Below are 4444 nucleotides of genomic sequence, written 5' to 3'. Positions count from 1 at the left end.
GAACGCGGCAGGCCCGACGGACGCGTCGCGAGCAGGCGCTGCAGGTACAGCGCGCCGCCGGCCTTCGGGCCCGTGCCCGACAGCCCTTCGCCACCGAACGGCTGCACGCCGACCACCGCGCCGATCACGTTGCGGTTCACGTAGATGTTGCCGACGTGCGCATTCGAGATCACGTGCGCGATCGTCTCGTCGATCCGCGTGTGGATGCCGAGCGTCAGGCCGTAGCCGGTCGCGCGGATCTGCTCCAGCAGCTTGTCGAGCTGGCTGCGGCGGTAACGCACCACGTGCAGCACGGGGCCGAACACCTCGCGCTTCAGCTCGTCGATGCTGCCGATCTCGATCAGCGTCGGCGGTACGAACGTGCCGTGCGCGCAGGCCTCGGGCGCCGGCAGCTGCGTGACGCCGTGCCCCTTGTCCTTCATCGCCGCGACGTGCGTGTCGATCGTCTGCTTCGCTTCACCGTCGATCACCGGGCCGACGTCCGTCGACAGGCGGTCGGGGTTGCCGAGCGCCAGCTCGTGCATCGCGCCCTTGAGCATCGTCAGCGTGCGGTCTGCAACATCGTCCTGCAGACACAGAACGCGCAGCGCCGAACACCGTTGACCGGCCGAGTCGAAAGACGACTGCATCACGTCCGCGACGACCTGCTCCGCGAGCGCCGAGGAGTCGACGATCATCGCGTTCTGGCCGCCCGTTTCGGCGATCAGCGGGATCGGCTTGCCGTCCGGGTCGAGGCGCGAGGACAGCGTCTTGTTGATCAGGCGCGCGACTTCGGTCGAGCCGGTGAACATCACCGCACGCGTACGCGCATCGGCCACCAGCGCCGCACCGACGGTTTCGCCCGTGCCCGGCAGCAGCTGCACCGCACCGGCCGGCACGCCGGCCTCGCGCAGCAGGCGCACGGCCTGCGCGGCGATCAGCGGCGTCTGTTCGGCCGGCTTCGCGAGCACCGTGTTACCGGCGGCGAGTGCCGCGGCGACCTGGCCCATGAAGATCGCGAGCGGGAAGTTCCACGGGCTGATACAGACCACGGGGCCCAGCGGGCGGTGCGTGTCGTTCGAGAATTCGTCGCGGATCTGCGCGGCGTAGTAGCGCAGGAAGTCGACCGCTTCGCGGATCTCGGCGATCGCGTTCGGCAGCGATTTGCCGGCTTCGCGCACGATCAGGCCCATCAGCGTGTGCATCTGCGCTTCGAGCAGGTCGGCCGCGCGCACCAGGCAATCGGCGCGTGCATCGACCGGCGTCGCCTGCCAGATCGGCGCGGCGGCCACCGCGTGCGCGAGTGCCGCGCTCACGTGTTCGGCCGTCGCTTCGCTGACCGTGCCGACCAGGTCGCGCTGGTCAGCCGGGTTGCGCACGTCGCGGGCCGGCGCGTCGACGAGCGTGTCGTCGGCGAGCATCGGCGCCGCGCGCCACGGGAAATGTGCACTCGCGAGCAGCGCGGACGACAGCGACGCAAGGCGGTGTTCGTTCGACAGGTCGAGGCCCATCGAGTTGGGACGCTCGTCGCCGTACAGGTTGCGCGGCAGCGGGATCTTCGCGTGCGGCGCGCCGAGCGGCACGACCTTCGACGCTTCGTCGACCGGATCGGCAACCAGCTCCTTCACCGCCACGGTCTTATCGGCGATGCGGTTCACGAACGACGTGTTCGCGCCGTTCTCGAGCAGGCGGCGCACCAGGTACGCGAGCAGCGTCTCGTGCGTGCCGACCGGCGCGTACACGCGGCACGGACGGTTCAGCTTGTCGCGGCCGGTGACTTCCTCGTACAGCGGCTCGCCCATCCCGTGCAGGCACTGGAATTCGTACTGGCCCGGGTAGTAGTTCTGGCCCGCGAGCTGGTAGATCGCGGCCAGCGTGTGCGCGTTGTGCGTCGCGAACTGCGGGTAGACGGCGTCCGGCGCCGCGAGCAGCTTCTTCGCGCACGCGAGGTACGACACGTCCGTGTAGATCTTGCGCGTGTAGACCGGATAGCCTTCGAGGCCGTCGACCTGCGCACGCTTGATCTCGGTATCCCAGTACGCGCCCTTCACGAGGCGGATCATCAGGCGGTGACGGCTGCGGCGCGCGAGATCGATCAGGTAGTCGATCACGAACGGGCAGCGCTTCTGGTAGCCCTGCACGACGAAGCCGATGCCGTTCCAGCCCGCGAGATCCGGGTCGAAGCACAGCGCCTCGAGCAGGTCGAGCGACAGTTCGAGACGGTCGGCTTCTTCAGCATCGATGTTCAGGCCGATGTCGTAGCGGCGTGCGAGCAGCGCGAGCGCGCGCACGCGCGGCAGCAGCTCGCTCATCGTGCGGTCCTGCTGCGAGCGCGAGTAGCGTGCGTGCAGCGCCGACAGCTTGATCGAGATGCCCGGGCCTTCGTAGATGCCGCGGCCGCCGGCCGCCTTGCCGATCGCGTGGATCGCCTGTTCGTACGACGCGTAGTAGCGCTGCGCGTCCTCTTCGGTCGTCGCCGCTTCGCCGAGCATGTCGTACGAGTAGCGGAAGCCGCGCGCTTCGTACTTGCGGCTGTTCGCGAGCGCTTCGGAAATCGTCTCGCCGGTGACGAACTGCTCGCCCATCAGGCGCATCGCCATGTCGACGCCCTTGCGGATCAGCGGCTCGCCGCCGCGGCCGATCAGGCGCGTCAGCGCCGACGACAGCCCTGCTTCACTGTTGGTCGTCACCAGCTTGCCGGTAATCATCAGCCCCCACGTGGCCGCGTTCACGAACAGCGACGGCGCGTGGCCGACGTGCGAACGCCAGTCGCCCTTGCTGATCTTGTCGCGGATCAGCGCATCGCGCGTCGCGCGATCGGGAATGCGCAGCAGCGCTTCGGCGAGGCACATCAGCGCGACGCCTTCCTGGCTCGACAGCGAGAACTCGTGGATCAGCCCTTCGACGCCGCCGCCCGAGCTCTTCTCGCGCAGCGCCTCGACGAGCTTCGTCGCGAGCGCCTGCACATCTGCCTGCAGGTTCGCGGGCAGGCGCGCCTGGCCGAGCAGGAACGGCACGCATTCCGGCTCGGGGCGGCGGTACGCAGCCGTGATCGCCGCGCGCAGCACCGATTGCGGCTGCACGTTCTGCGCGAACTCGAGGAACGGATGCGGCGAGTTGTCGTCGTCGCCGTCCGCAGCCTGACCGTCGGCGAGCTCCGTCACGCCGCTGTGGCCCGACAGTTCGGGCGGCAACTGGCCGTGCTCGATCCGCTCGAGGTACGCGAAGATCGCCTGCTTGATCAGCCAGTGGGGAGTGCGCTCGAGACGCGCGGCGGCGTCCTTGAGACGCGAGCGGAGAAGGTCGTCGACTTTGACGCCGAGAGTCGTGCTTGCCATGGTGGGTTCGTGCGCCGGTGCGAGCCCGGCAATGTGGTGTGAGAGGATGCGCGAAATCCTACGGCACGCAATAAAAAGGTGCAACCAAATTACGAGATCGGTTGCACCCATAAGTTACCCAATATAATCAGCCACTTATGCGGTTGCAACCTAGGAGTTGCCCGTGGTCGGTGGATCGGTGTTTTCCCTGAGCGGGCCGGTTTGACACGCGTGCGCAACCTTCCGCGCGCGTGGCGGCGGACGAAAACGGGTTGCACTGGGTGTGACGGGAGGTATGGCGGGAGGTGTGGCGCCCGGGCGCGACCCAGCGGCAAGAGACGGTTCGGCGGCACCCGGCCCGGGCTTCAATACAGCGGCGCGCAGCGCAAAGGCCGCATGGCGCGCCGCTCGGATACTCAGATATCCAGCGGATCGACCTCGACGCTCCACCGCAGTACACCCTTCAACGCGCGCAACTCCGGCTGCCATGCGCGCAGCGCATGCTGCAGCGCCGCCCGCGACGCGCTTTCGAGCAGCAACTGCGCGCGATGAACGTTCGCGACCTTGACGATCGTCATCGGCACAGCGTCGTAGACGGTCACGCGATCGGCGCCCGGCAGCCCCGGCAACACGGCCGCGGCTTGCAGCAGGAACGCGAGCGCCGCGTCGAGCGTGCGCCCTTCGGCGCGCAATAGCGCCTGGTAAACGAACGGCGGCAGGTGCGCGTCGCGGCGTTCGCCGAGCGTCGAATTCGCGAAGCCGACGTAATCCTGCCGCCCGAGCGCGTGGTACAGCGCGTGACGCGGGTAACGCGTCTGCACGAGCACCTCGCCCGGCAGCCCGGCGCGCCCCGCACGGCCGCTCACCTGCATCAGCTGCGCGAACAGCCGTTCGCTCGCGCGGAAGTCGTGCGAGAACAGCGCGGTGTCGGCATTGAGCACGCCGACGAGCGACACGCGCTGGAAGTCGTGCCCCTTCGCGATCATCTGCGTGCCGACGAGGATATCGACCTCACCCGCGTGCACATCGGAAAAGAGCGCCTGCGCGCTGCCCTTGCGGCGCGTGCTGTCCGCGTCGATCCGCAGCACGCGCGCGCCCGGCACGGCCTCGGCGAGCGCCTCTTCGATCCGTTGCGTGCCGCGCCCGAA

The 4444-nt window shown here is 68.7% G+C and carries 2 protein-coding genes; both read right to left on the bottom strand.

The genetic code is table 11. From position 1 onward, the window contains the following. A partial coding sequence (gene putA, locus G3N99_RS35210; RefSeq protein ID WP_206124669.1) for a trifunctional transcriptional regulator/proline dehydrogenase/L-glutamate gamma-semialdehyde dehydrogenase occupies positions 1-3317 on the bottom strand: 3317 nt, incomplete at its 3' end. A gap of 395 nt (positions 3318-3712) precedes the next feature. After that, positions 3713-4444: helicase-related protein (locus tag G3N99_RS35205; protein ID WP_277396480.1), on the bottom strand; the 732-nt coding region annotated here is incomplete at its 5' end.

It is taken from the genome of Burkholderia sp. Ac-20392, assembly GCF_017104585.1.
In the GTDB taxonomy this organism is placed as follows: domain Bacteria; phylum Pseudomonadota; class Gammaproteobacteria; order Burkholderiales; family Burkholderiaceae; genus Burkholderia; species Burkholderia lata.
Note: the sequence above shows the minus strand (reverse complement) of the source record. Positions and strands in the feature narration are given on the sequence as shown.